22 protein-coding genes are annotated in these 26,402 nt (G+C 48.3%); 20 read left to right on the plus strand and 2 right to left on the minus strand.

What is annotated here, in order from left to right; translation table 11 throughout:
* Window positions 1-3 precede the first annotated feature (3 nt).
* The 7 genes from DXD12_RS07270 to DXD12_RS07300 all read left to right on the plus strand — a co-directional run bounded on the left by DXD12_RS07270 (window position 4) and on the right by DXD12_RS07300 (window position 7,561).
* Window positions 4-1,236, plus strand: a complete 1,233-nt coding sequence (locus DXD12_RS07270; RefSeq protein WP_118629073.1) for a M20 family metallo-hydrolase — start codon at window positions 4-6, stop codon at window positions 1,234-1,236.
* Between the two features lie 37 nt (window positions 1,237-1,273).
* Entirely contained in the window at window positions 1,274-2,326 is a 1,053-nt protein-coding gene (locus tag DXD12_RS07275) for an aminopeptidase (RefSeq protein WP_118629071.1), read from the plus strand.
* A gap of 96 nt (window positions 2,327-2,422) precedes the next feature.
* Window positions 2,423-3,937, plus strand: coding sequence for a PucR family transcriptional regulator (locus DXD12_RS07280; RefSeq protein WP_147354015.1), 1,515 nt, complete (start codon window positions 2,423-2,425; stop codon window positions 3,935-3,937).
* A gap of 27 nt (window positions 3,938-3,964) precedes the next feature.
* Complete coding sequence (sdaAB, locus tag DXD12_RS07285) at window positions 3,965-4,627, plus strand: L-serine ammonia-lyase, iron-sulfur-dependent subunit beta (protein ID WP_118629069.1); 663 nt, start codon at window positions 3,965-3,967, stop codon at window positions 4,625-4,627.
* A gap of 111 nt (window positions 4,628-4,738) precedes the next feature.
* Window positions 4,739-5,614, plus strand: a complete 876-nt coding sequence (gene sdaAA / locus DXD12_RS07290; RefSeq protein ID WP_107000600.1) for an L-serine ammonia-lyase, iron-sulfur-dependent, subunit alpha — start codon at window positions 4,739-4,741, stop codon at window positions 5,612-5,614.
* On the plus strand, window positions 5,611-6,654 hold the full coding sequence (locus DXD12_RS07295; RefSeq protein WP_118629067.1) for an asparaginase: 1,044 nt from the start codon (window positions 5,611-5,613) through the stop codon (window positions 6,652-6,654). Before sdaAA ends, DXD12_RS07295 begins: the two co-directional genes overlap by 4 nt.
* Window positions 6,655-6,820: 166 nt before the next feature.
* Window positions 6,821-7,561 carry a YoaK family protein gene (locus DXD12_RS07300; protein ID WP_118481901.1) on the plus strand — a complete coding sequence of 247 codons (741 nt, stop codon included), beginning with the start codon at window positions 6,821-6,823 and terminating at the stop codon, window positions 7,559-7,561.
* Between the two features lie 127 nt (window positions 7,562-7,688).
* Here the strand turns inward: DXD12_RS07300 and DXD12_RS07305 are convergent, their stop codons facing one another.
* The gene (locus DXD12_RS07305; RefSeq protein WP_118491669.1) at window positions 7,689-8,501 is read right to left on the minus strand and encodes an ABC transporter permease; all 813 of its coding nucleotides are present in this window, start codon (window positions 8,499-8,501) and stop codon (window positions 7,689-7,691) included.
* A complete protein-coding gene (locus DXD12_RS07310; RefSeq protein WP_107000596.1) occupies window positions 8,491-9,273 on the minus strand; it encodes an ABC transporter ATP-binding protein in 783 nt (260 codons plus the stop codon). Before DXD12_RS07310 ends, DXD12_RS07305 begins: the two co-directional genes overlap by 11 nt.
* 253 nt (window positions 9,274-9,526) lie before the next feature.
* Here DXD12_RS07310 and DXD12_RS07315 point away from each other — a divergent pair, with 253 nt between their 5' ends.
* The 13 genes from DXD12_RS07315 to araA all read left to right on the plus strand — a co-directional run bounded on the left by DXD12_RS07315 (window position 9,527) and on the right by araA (window position 26,268).
* Window positions 9,527-10,360 (plus strand): carbon-nitrogen hydrolase family protein, encoded by an 834-nt coding sequence (locus DXD12_RS07315; protein ID WP_118522978.1) that lies wholly within the window; start codon window positions 9,527-9,529, stop codon window positions 10,358-10,360.
* Between the two features lie 112 nt (window positions 10,361-10,472).
* Window positions 10,473-11,588, plus strand: coding sequence for a response regulator (locus DXD12_RS07320; protein ID WP_118637923.1), 1,116 nt, complete (start codon window positions 10,473-10,475; stop codon window positions 11,586-11,588).
* A gap of 194 nt (window positions 11,589-11,782) precedes the next feature.
* A complete protein-coding gene (locus tag DXD12_RS07325; protein WP_118637925.1) occupies window positions 11,783-13,372 on the plus strand; it encodes a sensor histidine kinase in 1,590 nt (529 codons plus the stop codon).
* Window positions 13,373-13,551: 179 nt separating this feature from the next.
* Complete coding sequence (locus tag DXD12_RS07330; RefSeq protein WP_117796237.1) at window positions 13,552-14,610, plus strand: ABC transporter substrate-binding protein; 1,059 nt, start codon at window positions 13,552-13,554, stop codon at window positions 14,608-14,610.
* A 189-nt stretch (window positions 14,611-14,799) separates the two neighbouring features.
* On the plus strand, window positions 14,800-16,314 hold the full coding sequence (locus DXD12_RS07335; protein ID WP_118637927.1) for a sugar ABC transporter ATP-binding protein: 1,515 nt from the start codon (window positions 14,800-14,802) through the stop codon (window positions 16,312-16,314).
* Window positions 16,315-16,316: 2 nt separating this feature from the next.
* On the plus strand, window positions 16,317-17,375 hold the full coding sequence (locus DXD12_RS07340) for an ABC transporter permease (RefSeq protein WP_118472223.1): 1,059 nt from the start codon (window positions 16,317-16,319) through the stop codon (window positions 17,373-17,375).
* 3 nt (window positions 17,376-17,378) lie between these two features.
* Window positions 17,379-18,392: a sugar ABC transporter permease YjfF gene (locus tag DXD12_RS07345; protein WP_117796234.1), complete on the plus strand. Its 1,014-nt coding sequence runs from the start codon at window positions 17,379-17,381 to the stop codon at window positions 18,390-18,392.
* Between the two features lie 456 nt (window positions 18,393-18,848).
* Window positions 18,849-20,051 carry a sugar ABC transporter substrate-binding protein gene (locus DXD12_RS07350; RefSeq protein WP_107000589.1) on the plus strand — a complete coding sequence of 401 codons (1,203 nt, stop codon included), beginning with the start codon at window positions 18,849-18,851 and terminating at the stop codon, window positions 20,049-20,051.
* Between the two features lie 137 nt (window positions 20,052-20,188).
* Entirely contained in the window at window positions 20,189-21,160 is a 972-nt protein-coding gene (locus DXD12_RS07355; RefSeq protein ID WP_107000588.1) for an ABC transporter permease, read from the plus strand.
* Window positions 21,161-21,178: 18 nt separating this feature from the next.
* On the plus strand, window positions 21,179-22,678 hold the full coding sequence (locus DXD12_RS07360; protein WP_107000587.1) for a sugar ABC transporter ATP-binding protein: 1,500 nt from the start codon (window positions 21,179-21,181) through the stop codon (window positions 22,676-22,678).
* 10 nt (window positions 22,679-22,688) lie between these two features.
* Window positions 22,689-23,660 (plus strand): ABC transporter permease, encoded by a 972-nt coding sequence (locus DXD12_RS07365; protein ID WP_107000586.1) that lies wholly within the window; start codon window positions 22,689-22,691, stop codon window positions 23,658-23,660.
* 32 nt (window positions 23,661-23,692) lie between these two features.
* Window positions 23,693-24,805, plus strand: a complete 1,113-nt coding sequence (locus DXD12_RS07370; RefSeq protein ID WP_107000585.1) for a GntR family transcriptional regulator — start codon at window positions 23,693-23,695, stop codon at window positions 24,803-24,805.
* Window positions 24,806-24,828: 23 nt separating this feature from the next.
* Complete coding sequence (gene araA / locus DXD12_RS07375) at window positions 24,829-26,268, plus strand: L-arabinose isomerase (protein WP_117796232.1); 1,440 nt, start codon at window positions 24,829-24,831, stop codon at window positions 26,266-26,268.
* Window positions 26,269-26,402 lie beyond the last annotated feature (134 nt).

Consider the following 26,402-nt stretch of genomic DNA (forward strand, 5'->3'; position numbering starts at 1 on the left):
ACGATGGATGTTCAGAAATTGCAGAATCTGATTTCAGAAAAACGGGAACAGATGGTTGCAGATATGATAGAGATGAGTTCGATACCTGCTGTCAATCCGAAGATGGGAGGCACCGGCGAATATGCAAGAATGCAGTGGATCATGCGATGGTTCGATAAGCGCCAGATCCCCTATGAGGTATACGAGGTTCCGGACGAAAATGTCAAAGAAGGCGTGCGCCTCAACGTAGTTGTGACAATCCCCGGAACTAAGCTTACGGATCGTTCTCTGTGGTTTATCAGCCATGTGGACACCGTAGGTCCGGGAGATTTAAGTGCCTGGGATACGGATCCTTTTACTCCTACAGTAAAGGATGGAAGAATCTATGGACTTGGATGTGAAGATAACAGCCAGTCAGTGATTACTACCATGTATGCATGCGAGGCGTTGTTTGCCGAACATATCCAGATAGATAGGAATTTGTGCTTCTATTATGCGTCGGATGAAGAAACTGGAAGTGATTTTGGCATGAAGGCACTTCTTGATAAAGGACTCATTCAGCCGAAAGATGAGGCAATTGTTCCGGATGGGGGCAGCGCGGATGGCTCTTTTGTTGAAATTGCAGAAAAATCGCAGATTTGGCTTAAATTTACAATAAACGGAAAAACATCTCATGCAGCGATGCCACATCTGGGTATCAATGCATGTTATATAGGAATGAAATTTGGTGTTGAATTGGAGGATGCTCTTAAAACGAGATATGATAAAGTAGACACCATGTTCAATCCACCAATGTCGACCTTTGAGGTGACACAAAAATTTGCCAATGTGGAAAGTCCTAATGTCATGCCGGGAAAAGATGTATTTTGTATGGATTTAAGAATTTTACCGGATTATTCAGTGGATGAAGTGATGGAGTTTATCCAAGGACTTATGAAGCAATATGAGGCAAAATACCCGGGAATTAACATGAATGTGGAGTATCTGACCCGGGTGGTAGCACCGCCGCCTACCTCGCCGGAAAGTAAGGTAGTACGGAGCTTGATGGAGGCAATCTCGGAGACGGGAACAAAGGCCTACTGCGGTGGTATCGGAGGCGGCACCTGCGGCGCCATTCTCCGGGAGAAAAATATTCCTGCTGTAATCTGGTCTACACTGGATGATATGTGTCATACACCAAATGAATATGTGGTAATTGATAACTTGGTTCGTGATACAAAGATTTATCTGGCTGCGTTGGCTAGATACGAAGAGTAGGATAAGAAAACAATAAAATGATAGGAGGTACACATACATGTACGAATTAGAATTAACGAATGCGTGCTATAAGCTGCTTTATGATATGTTTGATTTGCAGCCCGGAGAATCCCTTGCTATTACGTGTGATACAGAGTCGAATATGGACGTTGTAAACGCAACAGCAAAAGCTGCTTTTGCTCTTGGGGCAAAACCGCTGGTCCTGAAAATGTCAACACCAAGAGACTGTGGAAAAGCCGGCGATATTGATATGCCGATTGAGCCGTTAGTGGCAGCTATCAAGGGATGTGATGCCTGGGTAGAGTATAACAATAAATGGATCTTCTATTCAACTGCATATGATAAGATTGTAGCGGATCCAGAAGATAGACCAAGATACATGAATCTGTGCGGAGTTAATCCGGAGCTGATGGTTCGTAATATTGGTAAAGTTGATAATAATCTTCTGACCAAATTTATCATGGCAATCTCTGATTTCTGTGAGGCTGGAAAACATTTTGTAATCACATCTCCAAATGGTATGCACCTGGAATGCGATAATGAGCCGGGTAGAGCTTATGTGACAGCAGACGGACATGTACGTAAGGGTGAAATTAAGATGTTCCCAGGACAGATTAGCTGGTCTCCGAACTTTGACAGCATCAATGGAACGATCGTTGTAGATGGTACTATCACACCGCCTCTGGGAGCTGTAAAGAATCCGATTACATTTACTATTGAAAAGGGTTATGTTACCAAGATTGAAGGCGAAGGAACTGATGCAAAGGCTTATGCAGAATGGATGAAATCATTCAATGACAAACAGATTTATCTGGTTGCGCATGGAAGCTTTGGTTTTGGACCGAATGCAATGCTCAATGGCGATATCGTAGAAGATGAGCGAGTATGGGGATGTACAGAGTGGGGATTTGGTAATGTTGGTCCTCAGCTTGTTTCGGATATTCCGGGTGGTATCCCGGCAGCAACCCATTCTGATGGTATTTGCTTAAACTGCAGCGTATGGGTAGATGGTGTTCAGATTCTTGACGAAGGAAGAGTTGTTGGCCCTACTCCTGAAATTGTAGAAATGGCACATCAGTTAGGTCATTGATCAGGATAGAAAAATAGGCAAGGGGGTGCTGCAGATTTGCAGCATCCCCCTTTTTTGAGGGTTTGTGTAATGTGTTGATTTTAACCTTTATTTTAGGTGCAGGTTCGGGCAATTTGTAGTATAATTAATCGCTATATAACACGACTCGGAGGTGCTGGCAGAATGATAAGAGCAATTGATATATTGAATCTGCCTTCCATGCGTGAAGGCTATATTGCAGCGGGAGGAAATGGTGCGTATCGTGTGATACGACGATTCGAGATTCTAGAAGAGACCTATCCAGCGGTTGTTCAGTATTTGGATGAGGGGATTTTTTATCTGACGAGTTTCTGGAGCCTGGCGGATAATAAAGAAAACCGGATACATCTGATTGAGGCGATGATCGAGCATCGATGTGCTGGGATCGGGATAATGCCTGGAAGTTACCTAAATGAGGAGATAGATCCTGAGATATTGAAATTGGGAAATGAATGTGGTTTTCCGATTTTATATATTCCTGTAACTGTTCGGTGGGGAGATATGGTTTCGGAATATAGCATCATCGCAAACAACAGCATGGAATCGATCGAACGCAGTTGGATGGATATGGCATTGGGGACCTTTGTTGATTTTCATGTGAATAAAGATCCGGATATGCTGTGCCGGAAAATGAGTGAGATTTTGCAGCTTCCGATTGTGATGAGTGCATTGACGGTTTACAGTTATGGAACAGAAGGAATTACGGTAGCTTTTTTGATTTCCCGGATTCAGAAGATACGACAGAATGAGGGGAATACGATGCAATCGCCGATGATGCTTCGAATTGATAGTTCACGCCTGGCAGTTGTATATTTTGGAGAAAACAGCATGGTGGCCTGCTGTCCGAGCCGGGGGTCAGTGCAGGAGAATATGCTTCAGCTATATCATCAGATGGCGCCTTATATAGTTCGGGAACTGGATAATATTTCTCAGGGCAGTAAAATACGAAAAATTGAACCAGCAATACCATACTACGGGAAAGCAAAAATATACATAGTGTTCATGCGATTTGATAGTTTTGACAAATCGAAATTAAACTTTGACAGAAAGTATATTTTGTATGAAAGTAACTATAATCAGAAGTACTGTATTTTGTTAATTCCGGAAGAGGAAGGGATGAAATCGCCGTATGATGTTTATTGCAGGTTGTCAGAAGATAATAAACCGAATCTGTTTGTGTTTTCACAAAGAAAATATAAAAATAAGGAACTGCATCGAGAGATCATGCGAATAAAAAATTTATTGAATTCTCTTCTGTTTTTGAAGGGGCTTTACAGTATGGATGAGCTTTCTTTACTTTACCTGCTTACGAATGCGCCGAGGGAACAGAAAGTTCTTTTGTATTCGGCGGATCAATTAAAAATCAAATATTCAGATGAAGTGATAATTTTTTTGAACACACTTCGCCTTTATCTGGTTCTTCGCAGTATTAAAGAAGTATCACAGCTTTTGGGAATTCATGTTAATTCCGTAAAATATAGAATTGAAAAAGCAGTACAGTATATGGAAATGGGGAGCGATTTATCATTGAATGAAATATCATCGCTAGGAACACTTCTTTATCTGGAACGGATGACGGCAGAAAGACGTTAATGCACTCTGACTATCAGGAGGAGAAAGATGGATATTAGTATTATGGATGTGATAGGACCGGTTATGATAGGACCGTCCAGTTCCCATACAGCAGGGGCTGCAAGATTGGGAGGGGCTGCCCGCGCACTTTGCGGAAAAACGTTTAACAGAGCAGAATTTGGCTTACATGGATCGTTTGCGAAAACATATCGCGGACATGGAACTGATCTGGCATTACTTGCGGGTATTATTGGTATGAGTCCGGAAGACGGGCGGATTCCCGACGCGTTTCAGATTGCTGCTGAACAAGGACTCGCCTGGAAATTTTTTGAAAAGCAGATGGAGGGAGTTCATGAAAACGCAGTAGAAATTCGCCTTTTTGATGGAGAGGAGCAGGTCCTTTGTATGGTAGGATCGTCTATTGGAGGTGGTCGTATCATGATTAATGATTTAAATGGCTGCCGGATTGATCTTTCAGCTGAGCTGCCTGCAATTGTGATTAGTCACATGGATCGAAAAGGCATGATTCATCAGATTACCAGCGTTCTTTTGGACGAAGACATGAATGTAGGAACTCTGAAGCTGACGAGAAATACGAAAGGAGAGCATGCACTGAGCATTATAGAGGTGGATGAGCCGGTGGATGATAAAATTCTTGAACGTCTTCGCCGGATTCCGGATGTATTGAGTGTACAGGCAGTACAGATATAACTTTCGGCAGGAAGGCCTAAGGTTACTGGGCACGTATGCGTGAACAGTAACGACCTAAGATATGTGCCAGGAATATGCAGTAGAATATAGAAGAAAGTGGGGAAGGCAGAGGTGTATAATACAATTGAGGATTTGTGCCGTACAGCCGAGGAACGAAATCAGCCGATGTGGATGGAGATTCTTGAAGATGAGATGCGTTGTACGGATAAATGTGAGGATGATGTCTGGAAAGAGCTGGAGAATCGATATGACATCATGAAAAATGGAACGACAGCGGCACTTGGTGAATCTGGAAAACGCCTTCGGAAAACAATGATCACCGGTATGGCGGAGCGCCAGTTCAGCTATGCAGAAAACGGAAATAGTCTGTGTGGGGTGGGTATCAATAAAATGATGGCACGTGCCATTTCGTTAAGTGAGACGAATGCGGCGATGGGTAAGATTTGTGCGGCCCCGACTGCAGGCTCGTGCGGAATTCTTCCAGCCGTTCTGGTTACGATGGAAGAAGAGTGGAATCTATCTAAGAGAAAGATCCTGGAAGGACTTCTCATTGCTTCCGGAATTGGAGCGGTGGTAGTGAAAAATGCCACTGTTGCAGGAGCGGAGGGAGGATGTCAGGCAGAATGTGGAGTGGCGGCTGCTATGGCAGCTGCAGCCGTAGTGTATCTGGCAGGCGGAACCTGCAGACAGCAGGCAGCAGCGGTGTCATTGGCATTGATTAATGTGATGGGATTGGTCTGTGATCCGATTGCAGGATTAGTTCAGATACCATGTGCACAGAGAAATGCGTCTCAGGCGGTGAATGCCATTGTCAGTGCAGATTTGGCACTGGCAGATACGGTGTGTCCGGTTCCGGCAGATGAGGCAATTGAGGCTATGTACAGAGTAGGGAAGCAACTGCCAAGAGAACTTCGGGAAACTGCATTAGGAGGAATTGCGGAGTCTGAGACAGGGAAGAGAATTGCCGATGAAATAAGGAATCAATGAGTAGTTTAGTAAAAGACAGGGTATTAAAGCGAATTTTAATGGTTGGAACGGGAGGCACGATTGCCTGTAAAAGCAGTGAGGATGGGCTCAAGCCCCTTCTTACATCGGAAGAATTGCTTAGGTATGTTCCGGATACAAAAGAGTTTTGTAAGGTGGATTCGCTGCAGGTGATTAATATTGACAGTACGAATATGCAGCCGCGTTACTGGCTGATGATTGCAGAGACCATTGAAAAATACTATGAAGATTATGATGGATTTGTGGTCTGCCATGGAACCGATACCATGGCTTATACGGCGGCAGCGCTTTCTTATCTGGTGCAGAATTCGAGAAAACCTATCGTTGTGACCGGCGCACAGAAGCCGATTGATTTGGAAATCACCGATGCCAGAACAAATCTTTCAGACAGTCTGCGGTTCGCCAGCTGCGATAAGGCATATGGTGTAACGATTGTCTTTGACGGCAAGGTGATTGCCGGAACCAGAGGAAAAAAAGAAAAAACGAAGAGCTACAATGCCTTTTCCAGTATCAATTTCCCTTATATTGCAGCCATCCTAGATGGGCATATTATTTTCTATCTGGATGATAAAGAGCAGATGAAAGAACCGGTGAGGTTTTATCATTCATTGAATCCGAAAGTGGGCCTTTTGAAGCTGATACCGGCCATGGATTCCGGCGTGCTGGATTACATGGCAGAACACTGTGATGCGGTGATTTTGGAGTCCTTCGGTGTCGGAGGCATTCCAACTTATGATTCGGGTGATTTTCATAAATCCATTGAAGATCTGGTGCGGACCGGAAAAACAGTTGTCATGACCACCCAGGTAACCAATGAGGGCAGCAATATGTCAGTCTACGAGGTGGGAAAAAGCATTAAAAAGGAATTTGACCTCTTGGAGGCCTATGATATGACGCTGGAAGCGGTTGTGACAAAATTAATGTGGATTCTGGGACAAACCAGTGATCCGGAAGAAATACGGGAGATGTTTTATAAAACCATTAACCGGGATATGCTTTTTACTTGTGCGGTGCATGATTAAAGGAGATAGAAAAAACACTTCGGACAGTTTTTTTGGGAGACTATCCGGAGTGATTTTTTTGCCATTATATAGATAATGTCTATGATAGAAATGGTAATTTTTTGTAAATTGTCATTGACGATCCAGCCGCCGCGCGATACAATCAACCGCGAAAGGCGGTAATGGTATGGTACAGAAAGTGATTCGGGATCGCCTGGATGCGATCCTTCATTGGAATATATCCCTGGTCGGGGGATTTCTCGGAGCCTATGCGATTTTGCTTCATGTCGGAAACTTTGGCTCTGCTCAGACAGGCAACCTGATGGAGATGGGAGCGGAACTGGTATCGATGGAATGGTTTAACGTCCTTCTGCGTCTGGCTGCGCTGGTGCTGTTTGGACTGGGCGTGGCATCCGCATATCTGCTCACGAACTTTACGAAGATAAACATGCGGAAACTTGCCCTCTGGGTGGATGCGGCTGCGCTGGCACTGGCATCGATGCTGCCGCTTGAACCGGCGCTGGTCGGAATTTATCCGATTTTCTTTGCATCCGCATTTCAGTGGGGCGTCTATTCCGGTGCCGACGGATTTAACAGTGCGACGATCTTTATGACGAACAACTTCAAACAGTCGGTGCTTGGCTGGCTGCAGTACGGTCTGACAAAGGATAAGGAATTTAAGAGAAAAGCAATTCTTTATACCTATACGGTCATCTGTTTTTTCCTGGGCGTGGTACTCGGAGCGTGGGCGGTCGGTCAGTTCGGCATCTATAGCGCCTATGTAGGCTTTTTGCCATTGGCGGCTGCGAGAACCTTTATCGCGGTCGGTACGGCTCCGCTTGAAAGCGAGACTCCGGAGGAGACGGCAGTCGAGGCGGCAGAGGAGATGGAAGAAGCAGAGAAGCTGGAGAAGGAGCAGAAGCTGTAAAGTCTGTTCCCTGCAAGTTTTCTACAGGATGAGGGAAAGAAAAGCGGCAGGAAACAGGCTTCGGCGGGAACAGGATGCGGAAAAATGCAGGCGTTTAAGAACAGCAAACGTGAAGCAGTGGACAGATTTAATGCTGGTGATATTGCTGCTGTAGAAATTTTCCCAGTATTCCTACTCCCTGATATAGCGCCGCAGACATAATACATAAAAGAATAATACTCATCACAACCATATCCATCTGGAATACCTGTGAGCCGTAGATGATCAGATATCCGAGTCCCTGTTTGGCAGCGAGAAATTCACCGATGATGACGCCGACCAGGCAGAGACCGATGTTGACCTTCATGTTGGCGAGAATCAGCGGGATTGAGCCAGGCAGCAGGACTTTGGTTAAAATATGAATCCGGTTTCCTCCGAGGGACCGGATTAATTTGATCTGGTCGGGATCTATCGAGGAAAATCCGTTGTGGAGTGTCAGGATCGAGCCGAAGACAGCGACCGAGATGGAGGCAACGATGATCGTGCGGATGTTGCTCCCAAGCCAGACGATGAGAATCGGGGCGAGGGCGGATTTCGGCAGACTGTTGAGCATGACGAGATATGGCTCCAGAATCTCTGAAAGATTCCGGCTCGACCAGAGGAGAACCGCGCCGATCAGCCCGCAGAGGATGACCAGTGTAAAGCTGATCAGCGTTTCATAGAGCGTCACGCCGGTGTGGATGAGGATGCTTTTGTCCTGCATCATCCGCAGGAAACAGCGCACGGTGCGTGACGGGGAACTGAAAATAAACGCGTCGATGAGCCCCAGTCGGGCGCTCATTTCCCAGCATATTAAAAAGAAAACGAATAAGAAAATCCGGCAGAAGAGAACCAGACGGCGCCGATGGAGCTGGCGGCGGAGGTAGGCTTTCTGGGCGGTGGATTCTTTCTTACATTTCATACTTTTTGCCCTCCCCTTGCAGTGTCTTCCATAGTTCATTGAAATAAAGAGAAAAAGCCGGATCATTCCGGCGTTCCAGCGGTCGGTTAGCGGACAGCGGGAAGGTAACCGGCAGGATGCGGCAGATGGTTCCGGGGCGTTTAGTCAGAACCAGGATGCGGTCGGCGGCACTCACGGCTTCGGAGAGGTCGTGGGTGATCAGAATCGCTGTTTTGCGGCTCTCCCGGATGATGGTGCTGATATCATCGCAGACGGTTAAGCGTGTCTGATAATCGAGCGCCGAAAATGGTTCGTCGAGAAGCAGAAGCTCCGGTTCCAGCGCCAGTGTCCGGATCAGGGCGGCGCGCTGGCGCATTCCACCGGATAGTTCGGAGGGGCGGGAATGCTCAAATTGTTCCAGTCCGTAGATTTTTAAGAGCCGGTGGAGGCGGTCTTCCGCGGCATGATCCATTTTTTTCTGGATTTCCAGCCCGAGGGCAGCATTCTGGATGATCGTCCTCCACTCGAAAAGCTGGTCGCTTTGCAGCATATAACCGATGCGGCACTGGCTTTTCGAGAGCGGAACCCCATTTATAAGAATGGAACCTTCTTCCGGCGGCAGGAGCCCGCTGATTAAGGAGAGCAGCGTGGATTTTCCACAGCCGGACGGTCCGACAATGGCGATAAATTCGCCGGTTTCTACCTGAAATGATATATCAGAAAGGGCTTTCGTCTCCCCGGATATCGTGTGGTAGGAGTAGGAAAGCCCGGAAACTTCCAGAATGGGCGGCATAAGCAAATACCTGGGTAACTGTGTATCAGTGGGACAGTTACGCTCCTTGAAACATTCTTACTTTAATAATATGCGGAAGTGAAAAGCCGGGTTACTGTATACGGGTAGGCACTTTTGGAACCGAAAGTGCCGTAAGAAAACGTGGTGGCCTTGCATTGGTTGACCCGTGTGGAAAAGAGATGCTATAATAAAATATAGGTAATAGGTAATTGTGGAGAAAAAAGCGCTTATAGACAGGATACAGGGGGTATTTATGATACGCAGATATACAGTGGCATTGATGCAGATGGATACACAGAATGATAAAGGAAAGAATCTGGAGACGGCATGCGCCTGGATTGACGAGGCGGCGGCAAAGGGGGCGAAGCTTATCTGTTTCCCGGAGGTGATGAATCTGATCGGCAAAAATATCGGTGAAGGCGGCGGACGCGAGGAAATTCCGGGGTACACGACCGAGCGCCTCTGCGCGAAAGCGAAGGAACACGGCGTCTATATTCACGGGGGCAGTATCACGCAGGCACTTCCGGGGGAAAAACGATCGGCAAATACGAGTGTGCTGATTTCGCCGGAGGGGAAGATTCTGGCGACATACAGCAAACTGCATATGTTTGACATCACGCTGGCGGACGGCACGCCGTACCGGGAGTCGGACCGGGTCAAACCGGGCGATTCGATTGTGACGGTGGAGACGGAGCTGGGCATTTTTGGAATGTCGATCTGCTATGATGTGCGTTTTCCGGAGATTTACCGGCTCATGGCGCTTCGTGGGGCGCAGGTTATCTTTGTTCCAGCGAGCTTTACGATGCCGACGGGAAAGGATCACTGGGAGGTTCTTCTGCGGGCGCGGGCGATCGAGAACGGCTGTTACATCGTGGCGCCGGGACAAATTGGACAGAAACCGGCATATGCGGCATACGGCAACAGCCTGGTGGCAGATCCGTGGGGAACGGTGATTGCACGGTCAAAGGATGCACCGGGGATCACCTATGCGGAGATTGATTTAGATTATCTGGAGAAGATACGGAAGCAGATTCCGTCGCTGGAAAACCGGCGGAGTGATTTGTATGAAGTGAGTGAGAAGAAGTAAGGCGTGAATATTTTCAGCCGGCAAAATGGCGTGTGGACGGAAATGAAAAACGGGTGTATTCGGGCAAATGGATAAAAAGGACAGAGAAAAATGGAGTCCAGGGGGGAAAACCATGGTAAAGGTGTTTCTGGTAGAGGATGAGGCGATCATCCGGCACGGTATACGGGATAATATTGACTGGGCGAGCCACGGATTTGAATTTGCGGGGGAGGCGGGCGACGGCGAGTACGCGTATCCGCTGATATTGAAGGCACAGCCGGATATTCTGGTAACGGATATCAAGATGCCGTTTATGGACGGGCTGGAGCTGAGCCGTCTGGTGAAAAAGACGCTTCCGCGCACGCGGATCATCGTGCTCAGCGGCTACAATGAATTTGAATATGCAAAAGAGGCGATCAAGATAGGAATCAGCGATTATCTGCTGAAACCGGTATCCTCGGCGGGACTCATCGATGCGTTGAAAAAGGCGGCGGACGAGATCCGGGAAGAACGGGAAAAATCGAGGCTTCTGGAGCGGTATTTTGTCAGCTACGAAAAATATACAGAATTTCTGGACAAAACGGATTACAGCGGCGTTGACCGGAAGCTTATCAACGATTTTTTAAAGCTCGGCTCAGTCGAAGAGTGCAGTCCGTTTGTCGAGGAGTATTTCGCAGCGATCGGTGAACATAATTACAAATCGCTCTTGCTGCGTCAGTATATGACGATGGATATTTTTTACTGTGTGCAGGAGTTTTTGAAGAAATTGAAAGCGGAGCCGCCGGAGGTTTCGGAAAGCGTGGTTGACATAAAACTGGTTCCGAAGGTGATCGAGAGCGTGGAGATGACGAAAGCCTATCTGATTGAGGAGTTTACGGCTGCTCTGCAGGCGCGCGACCGGGCGTCGAACGACCGTTATGGCAGCGTGATCCGGGATGCAAAGGAATATATCCGGGCAAATTTCAGCCAGAGCGACCTGTCGCTGAACCGGATTGCCGTGCACATTGGCGTCAGTCCGAGCTATTTCAGCTCGATTTTCAAGCAGGAAACGGGGCAGTCCTTTGTGGAGTATCTGACGCAGGTGCGGATGGAACGGGCATGTGAGCTCTTGAAATGTACCTCCTACCGGACTTCCGAGATCGGAGAGCAGGTGGGATACAACGATTCACACTATTTCAGCGCGGCGTTCAAGAAAGCGATGGGACAGTCGCCGAAAGAGTATAAGGCGAGCCAGACGCGGCAGGAGTAAGGAAGGTATGTACTCTCGGAGTCTTTCTGCACTTGCTTTTGTGGCTGATTTTCCGCCAGCCGCACCCGAATTTCATCAACGTACGCACCGCGTACGCCTCAGAAATTTGGGCACAACTGACAAAAAATCATCTCACAAAATCAAGCACAGAAAGATTCCGAAAGTACATAGGTGTTCAAAAAGGGAGGAAAGATATGGGAGTGGAGCAGGGGCAGATTGGAAAAACAGAAGGGATGGCAGAGGTAAACAAAAATCAGGATCCGGGTGCGGATTCATTATCCGCTGCCCGTCCATATCGCCCTCTTTCTCTCCGCGCCCGTCTGATCCTTCTCCTCTTCGTGATTGCCATTCCATTGACAGGCATGGCGCTCGGATTCCAGAAGATGATCGCTTCCTATTCTGCTTCCTATGACGCGATTCTGGCGAATCTAAAGACGGCGAATGAGTACAACATAAAGTTCAAATCGGATATGGAGTATTCGATGTACCGTGTTATGATCGGGCTGATTGACGCGGAACAGTTCGAAAATGGAGATATTGTCGAGGGCGAGACGAAGTATGCGACGGTGGTCAAGAATCCCCACAGCCTGATTGCGTCGGCGAGACAGGCGTTCGGAACGACGATCGAGCGGGAACCGGGGTCGGACTGTGATATCAAGATAAGAGGTATCCTCTCCTGTCTGGATTCCCTGGAGCGGGCAGTGGATAAGATGATTGGAAATGCCGCCGCCGGTGGATATTACGATGAAAATGTCAATATCTGGGAGAATGACATCCAGGGTCTGTGCTCGATGATTCAGGATTACATCACGCAGTATACCTATTATGAGATGATCAACATGGAGCAGCTTCAGAAAGAGCTGAAGGTGCAGATGGCGGATCAGATGCAGAGCTATCTGGCGCTTCTTCTGGTGGTGCTGGTGGTCGGTATGTTTCTGGCAGTCACGATCACGAAATCCATCACGGAACCGCTGCAGCAGTTACAGAGGACGGCAGAACAGCTCGGCCGCGGGAACCTGAATGCGAGGGCGAGAACGGGCGGACTGGAAGAGATCAACGTGCTGGCACGGGCGTTTAACCAGATGAGCGACCGCATCCGGCGGCTGCTTGATAAGACGAGGCAGGAGCAGAAGAACCTGCGGGAGCTGGAGCTGCGCCTCCACCAGGAGCAGATCAGTCCCCATTTCCTCTATAATACACTTGATTCGATCGTATGGATGGCAGAGGGCGGCAACAACCGCCAGGTCGTGGAGATGACGACGGATTTAAGCGACTTTTTTCGCACGGTTTTATCGGGCGGGCGCGATTTCATCACGATCGAGGAGGAAGAATCACACATCCGGAGCTATTTAAAGATTCAGAAGATCCGGTACGAGGACATTCTCGACTATTCGATCGAGATCGAGCCGTCCATCCGGCACCAGATTGTGCTGAAAATGCTGCTGCAGCCGCTGGTGGAAAATGCCCTCTACCACGGCATCAAAAATAAGCGCGGCGGCGGATGCATTGTGCTCCGCGGCTATGAGGATCGGAATGGGCTTGTCTTTGAGGTGGAGGACGATGGGATTGGCATGGATGAGGCGGAGCTTGCCGCCGTGCGCGCCAAGCTGACACTGGAGCCGGAAGAGGAACTTGCCCCCATCGGCAGCGGCGGATTTGGGTTACATAATGTGGCACAGCGGATTCAGATGTATTATGGCGATCAGGCTGAGATCCTGGTTGAATCTGAAAAGAATATCGGCACCTGCTTTAAGGTTTATTTGGGAAATCAAAAAAAATCATAACTTTTTCGAAAAAAATTGTAATTTTTTAAAGACATACCCGGAAAAACACAGAAAACGACAAACATCGCAAAAAAATAATATACCTTTTTCCAAAGATGCCCCGTATCCATGATGCGGGGTACTTTGTTATAATAAATACGCAAAAACAAATATATTGGGTCTTATAAGGAGGAAACAGTATGAGAAAAAGATTAGTGTCCGCAGCTTTAGCAGCAGCAATGGCGTTATCCATGACCGCTTGTACAAGCAATCCGGCTGAGAAAGAGACGGAGGCAGCAGCTCCGGCTGATACAGAGGCAGCAGAAGAGGGTGAAGAGAAAGAAGCGGCAGCAGACGGCGATCTGATTACCGTAGGTTATGCACAGGTTGGTGCTGAGTCTGACTGGAGAACAGCCAACACCGAATCTTTCAAATCTACATTTACTGAGGAAAATGGTTACAAACTGATTTTCGACGATGCACAGCAGAAACAGGAAAATCAGATTAAGGCAATCCGTTCTTTCATCCAGCAGGGTGTTGACTACATTGTAGTTGCTCCGGTTGTTGAGACTGGATGGGAGACCGTTCTGGAAGAAGCAAAAGAGGCTGGTATCCCGGTTATCCTTTCTGACCGTCAGATGCAGCTTTCTGATGACAGCCTGTATGAGGCATGGGTAGGCGGAAACTTCGTAAAAGAAGGCGAGACCTGCGGCGACTGGCTGGCTAAATACTTAGAGGATCAGGGACGCGGCGACGAAGAGATCAACATGGTTACCATTCAGGGTACCATCGGTGCATCCGCACAGGTTGGTCGTACGGAAGGTATGGATAACAAGCTGAAAGAGCACTCCAACTGGAAGATGCTTGACAGACAGTCTGGTGAGTTTACCCAGGCAAAAGGACAGGAAGTTATGGAGTCCTTCTTAAAGAGCTATGATGACATCGACGTTGTTATCTGTGAGAATGATAACGAGGCATTTGGTGCCATCGATGCTATCAAGGCAGCAGGCAAGACCTGTGGTCCGGACGGCGACATCATCGTTGTAAGTTTTGACTCCGTAAAGGCAGCTTTCGAGTCCATGATCGCTGGCGACTTAAACGCAACCTTCGAGTGCAACCCGCTTCATGGTCCGCGTGTAGCTGAAATCATCCAGAAACTGGAAAAAGGCGAAGAGGTTGAGAAGATTCAGTACGTAGACGAAGCATACTTCGATACAAGCATGGATCTGGAAGAAATCTTAAAGACAAGAGCTTACTAATTCGCTTTTGAATGGTATTTTTAAATGTTAATAATCGGACAGGCAATCGCTTTTGACCGTAAGTGAATGAGTGTCAGACCGGAGGTTTCGGCGGACGGCAGGCACTTGGCAATCAGGAGGCGCGGGGCTGGAGGCTTAGGTTTCCGTCCCTGCGCTTTCTTTTTCAAAAAATAAGGAGGCAAAGCTTTTATGGAAAAGGATTCCGTTCTTGAGATGAGGCATATTTATAAGACATTCCCGGGTGTAAAAGCTCTGCAGAATGTGGATTTTACCTTAAAAAAAGGCGAAATTCATGCCCTGATGGGGGAAAATGGCGCAGGAAAATCCACGCTGATCAAAGTCCTGACGGGTGTAGAGGAGTTTGAAACAGGGGAAATCATGATAGACGGCTGCGATCATGCGATCATCAACCGCAGCCCGCAGGAGGCACAGAACCGGGGCATCAGCACCGTGTATCAGGAAGTCAATCTCTGTCCGAACTTGACGGTTGCAGAGAATCTGTTTATCGGACGCGAACCGCGAAAAGGCGGATTGATTGACTGGAAAACAATGAATAAAAAGGCCAGCAAACTGCTGCAGGACCTTGACATACATGCAGATGTAACACAGACGATCGACAATTATTCGATTGCAATTCAGCAGATGATAGCGATCGCCCGTGCAGTCGATATGTCGGCAAAGGTATTGATTCTTGATGAGCCGACCTCCTCCCTCGATGATGGAGAGGTAGAAAAGCTCTTTAATCTGATGCGCCGCCTGAAATCCGAAGGCGTCGGCATCATATTCGTTACACATTTCCTGGAGCAGGTGTATGCAGTCTGCGATAAGATCACCGTTCTTCGGAATGGGCAGTTGGTAGGACAATTTACGACGGCGGAGCTTCCGAGAGTCCAGCTGGTTGCCAAGATGATGGGAAAGGATTTCGATGATCTGGCAGCGATCAAGGATTCCAAGAGTGAGGAGAAACACGGCGAAGCGGACATCGTCATCAAGGCGGTGGGACTCGGAAAGAAAGGATACATAAAGCCGTTTGATCTGGTGATTCACAAGGGTGAAGTCGTCGGATTTACCGGGCTTCTGGGTTCGGGACGTTCTGAGACGGTCCGTGTTCTCTATGGAGCGGAAAAGCCGGATGAGGGCGAGCTGAGTGTCAAGGGAAGACCGATCGCGGCGCGCCACCCGTTGATTTCGATGAATGCCGGCATGGCATATCTGCCGGAGGATCGGAAAAACGAGGGTATCATCTCGGATCTATCCGTGCGTGAGAACCTGATCATGGCACTTCAGGCAAAACGCGGTATGTTCCACCTGCTCAGCTGCAAGCAGCAGGAAGAATTTACCGATAAATACATTGATATGCTGCAGATTAAGACCGCCAGCCGTGAGACACCGATCAAATCACTCTCCGGCGGCAACCAGCAGAAGGTAATCATCGGACGCTGGCTTTTGACCAACCCGGATTTCCTGATTCTGGACGAGCCGACCCGTGGCATCGACGTCGGAACCAAGACAGAGATTCAGAAACTGGTCGTAAAACTGGCAGAACAGGGCATGGCAGTCGTGTTTATTTCTTCCGAGATCGAGGAGATGCTCCGTACCTGCGATCGCATGGTCGTTATGCGTGATGGTGCAAAGGTAGGAGAACTTTCCGAGGATGAGATGAACCAGTCCAACATCATGTCAACCATTGCAGGAGGACAGTAGCTATGAAAAATATGACGTTCAAAAAAATTACCTCGCAGAGGCTGTTTCTCCCGATTTTCTGCCTTGCGCTGGTATTGCTGGTAAATATCGTCACGACGCCGAACTTCTTCGCGATCGAGGTGCGGAACGGCGTTCTCTACGGATACTTAATCGATATCATCAACCGTGCGTCAGAGCTGGTGATTCTGGCAGTCGGCATGACGCTTGTCGTATCGTCCTCCGCTGGAACGGATATTTCCGTCGGTGCGATCATGGCGGTCAGTGCGGCAGTCTGCTGCAACCTCTTAACCGGCGGCGAGCGCGCAGCAACTGCATATGCCAATCCGCTGATTCTCGGCTTCTTGGCAGCGCTCATCGTCGGCGCGGCGATTGGCTGCTTCAACGGTTTTCTGGTTGCAAAGTTAAACATCCAGCCGATGGTAGCGACTCTTATCATGTTTACCGCCGGGCGCGGTATCGCCCAGCTGATCACGGATGGACAGATCACATACGTGCGCGTGGACAGCTACCGTACCCTGGGCGCTTCCCTTCCGGGATTCCCGGTTCCGACCCCGTTTATCGTGGCGGTCGTCGTTGTGGCGCTGACTTCATTACTCTTGAAGAAAACGGCACTGGGCATGTATATCCAGTCGGTCGGTATCAATAAACGGGCGTCCCAGCTTGTCGGCATCAAGTCGGTTATGATTATTTTCCTCACCTACGCGTACTGTGGACTCTGCTCCGGTCTTTCCGGTCTGATTGCTTCCAGCCGTATCTACTCGGCGGATGCGAATAACATCGGTCTTAATATGGAACTGGATGCGATCCTGGCAGTTGCCATCGGCGGAAACTCCCTCGGCGGCGGTAAATTCTCGCTGGCAGGTTCCGTCATCGGCGCGTATACAATTCAGGCGCTGACGACCACTCTGTATGCGATGCACGTATCCTCGGATCAGGTTCCGGTTTACAAGGCGATCGTGGTTGTCATCATCGTAGCACTCCAGTCACCGGGATTCGCTAGATGGAGAAAATCCCTGGCACAGAAAAAAGAACTGGGCGCGGCAGGAAAGGAGGCGGCATAAATCATGAAAGAAAAGAAGAAATTAAATCAGAACACGTTCCTGCTTCTTGTCACGATCCTGCTGTTCTTCGTGATGTACGCGATCGGCTGCGTGCTCTTTAATGCACAGGGCTTTGCCAAGACACAGAACTTCTTAAACCTCTTTATTTCCAATGCGGGTTTGATTGTCATCGGTATCGGCATGACGATCGTCATGATCACCGGCGGTATCGATATCAGCGTCGGTTCCTTCGTGGCGATGGGCTGTATGATGTTGGCATGGATGATGGAAAAAGGCGGTATCGGTGCGGTTCCGGCGGTTCTCATCGTGCTGGTGACCGGGATTGTCTTCGGTCTGGTACAGGGATTCCTGGTTGCCTACATGGATATCCAGCCATTCATTGTTACCCTGGCGGGTATGTTCTTTGCCCGCGGCATGACTGCGATCATTTCCAAGGACATGATCAGTATTACGAATGAAACTTTCATGGCATGGGCGAAGATGAAACTTTATATTCCGTTCGGCGGCTATCTCAACAAAAAAGGCATGATGATTTATCCATATATCTATCCGACGGTTGTGATTGCGCTGGTTCTTCTGGTTCTGGCATTTATCATGCTGAAATATACGAAATTTGGACGCAGCATCTATGCGATCGGCGGCAACGAGCAGTCAGCGCTGATGATGGGCTTAAATGTGCGCCGGGTAAAACTGAAAGCCTATATCCTGGACGGTTTCCTTTGCGGCGTCGGCAGCGTCCTGTTCTGTCTGAATACGCTGGGCGGCTTCGTTGAGCAGGCAAAGGGCTTCGAGATGGATGCGATAGCTTCCTCTGTTATCGGCGGCACGCTCTTAACCGGCGGCGTCGGTAATGTATTCGGAACCCTGTTTGGCGTCCTTATCAAGGCGACGATCGAGGCATTTATCACTTTCCAGGGAACACTTTCTTCCTGGTGGACCCGTATCACCATTGCGGCGCTTTTATGCTTCTTCATCGTGCTTCAGTCGATTCTTGCGATGGTAAAGAAGAAAAAGTAGAAATTCTCTTCCGGAGACAGACAAACCGGCATGAATGTCTGGTATGACAGCATCAAGATAGAACAGTCAAAATGACGGGAAATATCCATGCAAAGAGAGAGAAGACATCTGAAAAAAGTACAGTACATATCAGAAACAATATAAAGCTGTATTCTCTTGATTCGACATAATTCGAGAGAAAATCAGCAAACCTATACATGATGCATAAATATTTAGCGAAAATAGCCGCTTTAATTTATGCATCATTTGTATTTCTGCTAAAAGGATGTCAAAATCAGACGTTAAATTTATAACAATATACAAAATAAAATACAACTTTATGAAAAAATGATCTTGTATTTACTTGCACAACTTGTCCTGGATTGTTATAATAAAATCACAAAAAGTTGTGAAAAGCAACAAAGCAGTGCGGCTGGGGTGCCGCTTGCAAAGAAAATTTTATGGGAGGTAGTTAGAATGAAAAAAATGTTCAAACGTGCCGCTGCATCCATGACAGCAGCAGCGATGGCAGTGAGCATGACCGCATGCGGCGGCTCTGGAGCAGCAAATGCGACACAGGCAGCAGATGCTTCTGCAGCAGAAGGAAGCGAGGCAGCAGCTTCGACGATCGACAACAAAGACATCAAGATCGGTGTTTCCATCTGGTCCTCCACCGATGTACTTGGTTCCCAGTGTAAGCTGATCATCGACGAGGCAGCAAAGGCTCTGGGCGTTCAGGTTCAGTATGTTGACCAGGGTCATGTGTCGGAGAAGGTTACCGCATCCGTAGAGCAGTTAGCAGCAGCAGGATGCCAGGGTATCATCATCTGCAACTCTTCTGATACAGAGATGACATCCGCTATTAAGACATGTAATGACAATAAAGTATATCTGGCACAGTTCTTCCGTGTTATCAGCCAGGAGAACAGCAAGGATATCTATGATTTAGCAACCGCATCACCGTACTACATCGGCGCTGTTCATGAGAACGAGCCGGAGAACGGTGAAAAATTAGTTCAGATTCTTCTGGACAAGGGCGACAGAAACATCGGTCTGATCGGCTGGGAGCAGGGCGACGCTACCTGGCTTGGCAGATGGGAAGGCTACAAAGCTGGCGTTGAGAAATGGAACGCAGAGCATCCGGATGATCAGGCAAAACTGTCTGAGCCGCAGTACGCAGGTACTTCTTCTGAGGGTGGTTCCAAGGCAGCAGAGGCTCTGATGTCCGCAGATCCGACTCTGGATGCACTGATTCCGGCAGGCGGCGGCGGTGACCCGCTTCAGGGCGCTATCGCAGCAGTTGAGCGTGCAGGCAAGACTCAGGATATCGACATCGTTTCCACAGACTTCCTTCCGGATCTGGGCGAGAGACTTGAGAATGGTTCTATGGCCGGTGAGTCCGGTGGACATTATTGCGATCCGCTTATCGCTTTCATGATGGTTTACAACGCAATCAAGGGCAACTACACAGGTATCGAGGGCAACTTCGAGGATGTTCCGTTCCCGTATCTGTATGTATCTTCTCCGGACGACTACAAAGCATATGAGCAGTACTTCGTAGATCAGCTTCCATACACCGATGAGGAACTGGTAGCTATGTCCGAGCTTAGCCTGGATGACCTGAAAGCAACTGCAGCTGGTATCTCCATCGAGGATGCTGCACAGAGAGCAGGCAACTAATTAGTTCAGAAACTGATTCAAATTATAGAATTTTAAGAGGCTGAATGTAATAGAAAAGGCCGGTATCGCACGGCGCGATGCCGGTCTTTTCTTTAAAAGAAAAAAGAAACTGAGCAGTTATGAATGAGGTATAAAATATGGGTTCTTCTGTTGTTGAAACAACCGGAAAGAAAAAACTTTCGGGAACTGCCAAGGGTTATATCATCCTGGTGGGTTTGGTAGTGCTTTCCTGGGCGATTTTTAAAGCTTTGACGCCGGGCAATTTTGGTTCTCCGGCCAATATGCTGAGTTATTTTCAGGCCAGCCTGATCGCGACGGTTGGCGCTGTTGGTTTTTACTTTGTTATGGTTATGGGTATGTTCGATTTCTCCATCGGCGCGAACATCATGCTTTCAGCGATTGTAGGCTGTGTATTTGCCTCTCGTTTCGGCATGGGATATGCCGGTCTTATCATCGGCAGCGTGCTGACTGGTACGATTGTCGGACTTTTAAACGGTGTTTTTTATGTAAAACTCCGTATCCCGTCCATGATTGTAACGACGGGTCTGGCTCTTATCTATGAGTCGGTTGCCAACTACATCGCAGGCGGCGTGGAGCAGACGCTTCCGTCCAACCTCCGTGCATTCGGACAGATGCCGTGGAACATTATTCTGGCACTTCTGGCATGTGTGGCAGCTTACATTTTCTTAAATTATACAAAGATTGGTACGTATACATATGCGATCGGCAGCAACGAGTTCGTAGCGAAAAACATGGGTATCAATGTTAATAAGTACAAAGTACTTGCATTTATCTTAAGCGGCGCATTTTTAGGCGTTATGGCGATTTTAACGATCAGCTACGGTTCCTCCATGGTAGCGGTAACCGGTATGGCGTCGATGAGCCGTAACTTCGTTCCGACGATGGGATGCTTCTTCGGTCTGGCGTTTAAGAAATATGGCATGCCGCTGCAGGCGATCGTCATCGGCGAGTTTGTTATCAACATTATTTTCTTTGGTTTCATCGCGATGGGCGCACCGACAGCAATTCAGGACGTTATCACAGGTCTGGCACTGTTAATCATCATCACGCTGACCACAAAAGCGGAAAAAGGCGAGATTGTCAAGTAAATCGAGGGAGGAAATGCAATGAGCGAGGTAAGATTACAGGTAAAAAATCTTTGCAAGTCCTTCGGTATCACGAAGGCAGTTCAGAATGTGTCTTTTAATGTCAATAAAGGCGAGGTTCACGCGCTGATCGGAGAGAATGGTTCCGGTAAATCGACGCTGACCAACATGCTGACCGGCATCTACAGTATCGGAAGCGGTACCTTCATTCTGGATGGGAAAGAGATTCATCCGAAGAATCAGGTAGAAGCCAACAACGAGGGTGTTTCTATCATCGTACAGGAGTTAGGAACCTTGTCAGGACTTACAGTAGCGGAAAATATATTCCTGGGACACGAAGATCAGTTCGTACATATGGGAATTAAAAATACAAATGCCATGAATAAAAAGGCGACGGAGCTTCTGAAACAGTACGGCTTCGAGCGTATCAAGGCGGCAGACATTATCGACAACTACAATTTCGAGGACCGGAAACTGGTCGAGATCGTAAAGGCGACCTACTTCAATCCGAAGATCGTTGTCATCGATGAGACGACCACGGCACTTTCCCAGGAAGGCCGTGAAGAACTTTACAAACACATGAACCGCATCCGTGAGAGCGGCAACACGGTTATCTTTATCTCCCATGACCTTCCGGAGATTCTGGAGAAGTCAGATACCATCACGATCCTGCGCGACGGCGTTTACATTGATACCGTCAAGAGCAAGGATGTGACCGAGGACGATCTGAAACGTCTGATGGTAGGCCGTGAGGTGACCGGTGATTATTACCGTGCAGACTACGGCGAGAAGGTATCGGATGAAGTGGTTCTTTCAGTGAAAAATGTGACGGTTCCGGGACTGATTGAGGATGTGTCTTTTGACCTTCACAAGGGCGAGATCCTTGGCTTCGGCGGTTTGTCCGAGTCCGGTATGCATGAGATCGGCAAAGCAATCTTCGGCGCTTCCTATGACAGAACCGGTACGGTACAGCTGGCAGACGGAACGCAGATCAACGATATCCCGAGCGCGATCAAGCACAGCATCGCGTATACGTCGAAGGATCGTGATAATGAGTCGGTCGTTTTAAACCAGAGCATCGGCGACAACATCTGCCTGCCGTCCCTGGATTCGCTGGCAAACAAGCTTCACCTGTTGAGCGATAAGAAATTAAGAGAATTTTCCAACCAGTTTGCAAAACAGATGTCCGTCAAGATGGTAAACGTAAACCAGTTTGTTTCGGAGCTTTCTGGTGGTAATAAGCAGAAGGTCGTTCTGGCAAGATGGATTGGAAAAGATTCCGATATTGTCGTTCTCGACAGTCCGACCCGTGGTATTGATATTAAGGTTAAACAGGACATTTACCAGTTAATGAACCAGATGAGAAAGAATGGAAAATCGATTATCATGATTTCCGAGGAGCTGATGGAGCTGATTGGTATGTGCGACCGCATCATTATCATGAAGGACGGCAAGATCAGCGGTGAGCTGGAACGTGATGAGGCGATGGATGAGAACAGCCTGATCACGATGATGGTATAAGGAGGATGCAATGGAGAATCAAGTTAAGACAAGTACGGAAAATAAAGAGCAGCAGCTCAAAAAGTTATCAAAAATGACGATGATCCGTTCGCTTCTGCCGATTGCGGGACTGATTATTATCTTTCTTATGTTCAATGCCCTGACGAATTTCCGGATGATGAATAACCTTCCTCTGGTACTTTCCCAGGTGTATGTCACTATGATTTCGGCAACCGGCGTATTCTTTATCATGACGATGGGCGGTCTGGATTTCTCCCAGGGTTCCATCCTTGGTATTGCATCGATTGTTGTCTGCATGGTTTCCAAGACCAGCATTCCACTGGCGATTGTGGCAGGTATCGCGGTTGGTGCAGCGATCGGTGCCATCAACGGTTACTTCTATGTATACCGCAAGATTAAATCCTTCATCGTTACGATTTGTACGATGTTCTTATTCCGTGGATTTATCAAATATCTGACGACCAACGCGCCGGTAGCCGGCTCTGCGATGTTAATCAACTTCGACAGCACTGAATTAAAGCTGGCTTGTACGTTGGTGGTCCTGATTATCGGATTTATTTTATTCCGCTTTACCAAGTTTGGTACTTATTTAAAGGCGATCGGAGCAGGTGAGAAAGCAGCGATGTTCTCCGGCATCCGTACCGACCGCATGAAGTTCCTTATCTACACACTGGCAGGTGCGATCACAGGATTTGCCGCATTTATCAATGTTATCAAGGTTGGTTCGGTTACTTCTTCCGGTGGTAACCAGCTTGAGACCCAGATCCTGATTGCACTGGTACTGGGCGGTATGCCGATTTCCGGTGGTGCGAAGGTACGTTTTGAGAATATCATCGTTGGTTCTCTTCTGTACATCGTCCTGAACAGTGGTCTGACGATGATGGGCTTTACCACACAGATGATGCAGCTCATCCAGGGTGTTGTATTCCTGATATTCGTAGCTGTATTCGCAGACCGTCAGTCTCTGCAGGTTATCAAATAGGACAGACAAAAGCGACATCTGGAGGTTACAGTATGAGGGAGAACAGCAGCCGGAATCAGGGTGGACTTAAATATCAGAAGCTCTACAACTGGGGTCGGACGCTGATTATGAGCGGGGTGCTCCGGAATATGGACAAGTTTCCATCCGAGCATATGCTCCAGAATAAATTTGGATACTCCCGCCAGACGGTCCGCAACGCGCTCGACCGCCTGGAGCAGGACGGGCTGATTGCCCGGGTCAAGGGAAGCGGCACATACGTTTCCTATGCGCCGGAGAAGGATAAGGAAGAACGTCCCCGCATCGGACTGATTCTCAGTTATTTTTCAGATTACCTGTTTCCGCAGGTGTACGAGGGAATCGAGTCCGTCCTGCGGGAGGAAGGTTATGAGATCAGCGTTTCGGTCACGCGTAACCGCTTAAATGATGAGGCCCTGTATCTCAAGGGGATGCTGGGGCGCAATGTGTCCGGACTCATCATCGAGGGGACGCGTTCCAGTTTCCCGAATCCGAATCTGCGGCTTTACAAGGAGATACGGCGGAGAAATATTCCGACGCTGTTTATTCACAATCATTACCAGAATGAGACGTTTGACAGCGTGGAGATGTCGGATGCGCGCGCGGGCTATGAGTTGACGCGGATTTTGATACAGAACGGACATACCCGGATCGGCGGTATTTTCAAATACGATGACTGGCAGGGGATCGAGCGTTACCGCGGCTTTATCGAGTGCCTGTCGGATTTCGGGATCGATTTCCAGGAGGACTGGATCCGCTGGTATTCGACCCGGGATATGGAAGAAAAATTAAGCAAAAAAGGACTCCAGCGGATGTACCGCCGGACGAAGGACTGTACCGCGATGATCCTCTACAACGACGAGGTGGCGGGCAGCTATATGGATTTTTTAAAGGACCGCGGACTGCGCGTGCCGGAAGATATTTCCCTGGTATCGTTTGATGATGCCGGACCGGTGCAGGAGGGGGATCTCACGATCCTGTCCGTGATTCATCCCAAGTACAATCTTGGGCGTCTGACAGCGCGCAATCTTCTGCGGATGATAGAGGATTCGGATTGGCAGGAAAAGAAGTATTCGTACCGGTTTCCGGTGATGTTTAACAACGGAAATTCGGTTCGGGATATACATTGAAAATGACAAGGAGGCAGATTAAAATGAAAAAGTTATATTTTATTGTGGGTTCCCAGGACTTATACGGAGAGGAATGCCTGAAACAGGTTGCAGAAGACAGCCGTCAGATGGTTGCATTCTTAAACGAAAAAGTGGGCGATCTGGCAGAGATCGAACTTCTTCCAACCGTAGAGACTTCTGAAATCTGTATTCAGGATATGCGGAAAGCTTCGAATGATGATGACTGTGTCGGCGTTATCACATGGATGCACACCTTCTCCCCTGCAAAAATGTGGATCAAGGGTCTGCAGGAATTAAGAAAACCGCTGCTTCATTTACATACACAGGCAAATGAGAAGCTTCCGTATGATGAGATCGACATGGATTTCATGAACCTGAATCAGTCCGCACATGGCGACCGTGAGTACGGCTTCATCGTTGCCAGAATGGGTATTCCGCATGAGGTTGTAGCTGGATATTACAAACATGATGATGTGGTAGCAAAGATCCGCCAGTTTGCATCCGTTGCAAAGGCTATCTCCTACTCTAAGTCCTTAAAGGTAGCTTCCTTCGGCAACAACATGCGCGAGGTGGCGGTTACCGACGGCGACCGCGTAGAGAGCCAGATCAAATACGGCTGGGAGTGCAACTACTATGCACTGGGCGATCTGGTTGACATCATCAACCAGGTAACCGAGGAAGAGATCGACGCGAAGATGAAAGAGTATACCGATAAGTATACAATGAAGACCGACCGCATTGATTCTGTCCGCGAGCAGGCTAAATACGAAGTGGGTCTGGAGAAATTCCTCTTCACGAACGGAATCGGTGCATTTGCAGACACCTTCCAGGATCTGCACGGCTTAAAGCAGCTTCCGGGTATCGCAGCACAGAACCTGATGGGCAAAGGCATCGGCTTTGGTCCGGAGGGTGATTACAAGATTTCCGCTCTGTCTGCAGTCCTGATGAAGATGTCCGAGGGCAAAGAGGGCGCAACCGGCTTTATCGAGGATTACACCTACGATCTGACTCCGGGACAGGAGTTAGAGTTAGCTTCCCATATGCTGGAGGTTCCGCCGGCATTTGCAGCAACCAAACCGGAGATTGATGTAATTCCGCTGGGTATCGGCGGCAAGGAGGATCCGGCAAGACTGATCTTCGACGGCGTGACCGGCGATGGTATCCAGGTAACGATGGTAGATATGGGCGATCATTTCCGCATCATCTGTGCAGATATCGAGCTTGTAAAACAGCCGAAACCGATGCCAAAACTTCCGGTAGCGAGAATTATGTACCGTCATAAACCGAACTTCCAGATCGGTACGGCTGCATGGTGCTACGCAGGCGGCGCTCATCACTCCGTTGTATCTACCGCTCTGACGAGAGATGACATCGCTATGTTCGCGCGTCTGACCGGTACCGAGTTAATTACAATCGGCGAAGATACGACAGAGGCTGATTTACAGAAATTCTTTATGAAATAATAGGGTGTTTGAAAGATAAAAAATTTGAAAAAGACGTAACTGCATAAGTTTTCGCCACAATTGTGAAAATAAAATAGTTATGAATGACGGGGCGTGCCGCAGCCAAGGGGATGATAATTCCGGCGGCGGTGCGC

Origin of the sequence: Clostridium sp. TF11-13AC (assembly GCF_003481065.1) — a bacterium.
Lineage (GTDB): Bacteria > Bacillota > Clostridia > Lachnospirales > Lachnospiraceae > Otoolea > Otoolea fessa.

Coding starts and splice junctions, on each gene's coding strand:
- DXD12_RS07270 (WP_118629073.1), top strand. CDS start 4: ATGGATGTTCAGAAATTGCAGAATCTGATTTCAGAAAAACGGGAACAG.
- DXD12_RS07275 (WP_118629071.1), top strand. CDS start 1,274: ATGTACGAATTAGAATTAACGAATGCGTGCTATAAGCTGCTTTATGAT.
- sdaAB (WP_118629069.1), top strand. CDS start 3,965: ATGGATATTAGTATTATGGATGTGATAGGACCGGTTATGATAGGACCG.
- DXD12_RS07295 (WP_118629067.1), top strand. CDS start 5,611: ATGAGTAGTTTAGTAAAAGACAGGGTATTAAAGCGAATTTTAATGGTT.
- DXD12_RS07300 (WP_118481901.1), top strand. CDS start 6,821: ATGGTACAGAAAGTGATTCGGGATCGCCTGGATGCGATCCTTCATTGG.
- DXD12_RS07305 (WP_118491669.1), bottom strand. CDS start 8,501: ATGAAATGTAAGAAAGAATCCACCGCCCAGAAAGCCTACCTCCGCCGC.
- DXD12_RS07310 (WP_107000596.1), bottom strand. CDS start 9,273: ATGCCGCCCATTCTGGAAGTTTCCGGGCTTTCCTACTCCTACCACACG.
- DXD12_RS07315 (WP_118522978.1), top strand. CDS start 9,527: ATGATACGCAGATATACAGTGGCATTGATGCAGATGGATACACAGAAT.
- DXD12_RS07320 (WP_118637923.1), top strand. CDS start 10,473: ATGGTAAAGGTGTTTCTGGTAGAGGATGAGGCGATCATCCGGCACGGT.
- DXD12_RS07325 (WP_118637925.1), top strand. CDS start 11,783: ATGGGAGTGGAGCAGGGGCAGATTGGAAAAACAGAAGGGATGGCAGAG.
- DXD12_RS07330 (WP_117796237.1), top strand. CDS start 13,552: ATGAGAAAAAGATTAGTGTCCGCAGCTTTAGCAGCAGCAATGGCGTTA.
- DXD12_RS07335 (WP_118637927.1), top strand. CDS start 14,800: ATGGAAAAGGATTCCGTTCTTGAGATGAGGCATATTTATAAGACATTC.
- DXD12_RS07340 (WP_118472223.1), top strand. CDS start 16,317: ATGAAAAATATGACGTTCAAAAAAATTACCTCGCAGAGGCTGTTTCTC.
- DXD12_RS07345 (WP_117796234.1), top strand. CDS start 17,379: ATGAAAGAAAAGAAGAAATTAAATCAGAACACGTTCCTGCTTCTTGTC.
- DXD12_RS07350 (WP_107000589.1), top strand. CDS start 18,849: ATGAAAAAAATGTTCAAACGTGCCGCTGCATCCATGACAGCAGCAGCG.
- DXD12_RS07355 (WP_107000588.1), top strand. CDS start 20,189: ATGGGTTCTTCTGTTGTTGAAACAACCGGAAAGAAAAAACTTTCGGGA.
- DXD12_RS07360 (WP_107000587.1), top strand. CDS start 21,179: ATGAGCGAGGTAAGATTACAGGTAAAAAATCTTTGCAAGTCCTTCGGT.
- DXD12_RS07365 (WP_107000586.1), top strand. CDS start 22,689: ATGGAGAATCAAGTTAAGACAAGTACGGAAAATAAAGAGCAGCAGCTC.
- DXD12_RS07370 (WP_107000585.1), top strand. CDS start 23,693: ATGAGGGAGAACAGCAGCCGGAATCAGGGTGGACTTAAATATCAGAAG.
- araA (WP_117796232.1), top strand. CDS start 24,829: ATGAAAAAGTTATATTTTATTGTGGGTTCCCAGGACTTATACGGAGAG.